The 1185-nt window shown below is 67.3% G+C and carries 2 protein-coding genes; both read right to left on the reverse strand.

The genetic code is table 11. The features are described 5' to 3' along the window. Window positions 1–263: 263 nt before the first annotated feature. A complete protein-coding gene (locus ACTS11_RS20640) occupies window positions 264–674 on the reverse strand; it encodes a hypothetical protein (protein WP_442642162.1) in 411 nt (136 codons plus the stop codon). Between the two features lie 59 nt (window positions 675–733). Further along, window positions 734–1054, reverse strand: a complete 321-nt coding sequence (locus ACTS11_RS20645; RefSeq protein ID WP_442642163.1) for a hypothetical protein — start codon at window positions 1052–1054, stop codon at window positions 734–736. Between the last annotated feature and the right edge of the window lie 131 nt (window positions 1055–1185).

Raw genomic sequence — 1185 nt, forward strand, 5'->3', positions numbered from 1 at the left:
TCTCGTTGAGCAGCGCGTCGAGCGCGTCTTCCCAGCCTTCGCGCGTTTCCGTCGCCTTGAACGCATCCCAGCGCTCTTCGAGCACCGCCTTCTCCTTGGCGATCTGTTCCAGTGACGACTTGCGCGATGGGCGCGCGTTTGCGTGGCTGGCCTTGGTGTTGTCCTGCGTCATGCCTATATCCTCTGCATCGTTCAGGGTCTTTTCGACCCATCTCGTTGTGCTCAGTGGCGCGGCCCGGTTCACCCCGGGCCGCGTTCGTTTCTCAGGCGGCGTCGCGCGGGCGGAAGGTAACGGGAAGCCAGCAGTAGCCATCCTCCGGCGGCTCCTTCTCGCCCCGAGCGGTCTCGATATCGAGGATCGGGTACGGCAGCACCGCACCGTCGACGAAGTAGGGAAACGTGCCGCAAGGGTTCCAGTCGACACGCGGGTCAGCGCAAAGACGCTTGATGGTCTCGTGCCCCTCATCGGTCAGCCCCTGCCACATGATCACATGCACACGCGCATCGGTCGTGAGGCCGTGCGAGTAAGCCCATTCGCCTCCGTCGAGACCGTCGATTTCGCGGCACAGTTCCACGAAGCTGACGCTGCTGCCGAGCTTCTTGATCAGCGCGACCGCCTGCTCAAGCATGGCGACCACCTTCTCCTCGTCGGGCGCTTTCTTCTGTCCATCCATCTCTCGTTCCTCCGATCAGTCAGGTTTAGCCGCGCCCGGCTCATCCGGGCGCGGGGCTGTCAGGTCTCGACGGTCGCCGCCGGCGCGCCCACGATCCCGCGGGCGATCTCGACGATCCTCACGAACGCCTCGTGGGGGATGCCGTCCGCCTCGGGCCGCAGGTCGTGCCGCCGCACCAGCGCCGTCAGTTCGTCGTGGCCCAGCGCCTCGTGGCGCCGGATCGCGAGGCGCACGATGTCCCGAAGGACGTCGCGCGCTGCGCGGGCGAGGCTGGTGTGGACGAACTCGGCGCCCGGCCGACCGCGGACCTTCGCCGCGCGACGGGTCAGGTCGGCGTGCTTCGCGAACTCTTCGCGAAGCTCGTCACGAGGGGGCCGCATCACTCGGCCGCCAGCAGGTCGGGCGCTGCCACGTTCTTCGGACGACGGGCCTTGAGGTGCTGGTAGGTCCAGCGGAGCCCGACCAGTCGCCCCCAGCGGTACCGCTGGCTCTCGTAGAGGTATCCCTCGGG

Origin of the sequence: Roseicyclus sp. (assembly GCF_052168335.1) — a bacterium.
In the GTDB taxonomy this organism is placed as follows: Bacteria; Pseudomonadota; Alphaproteobacteria; order Rhodobacterales; family Rhodobacteraceae; genus Roseibacterium.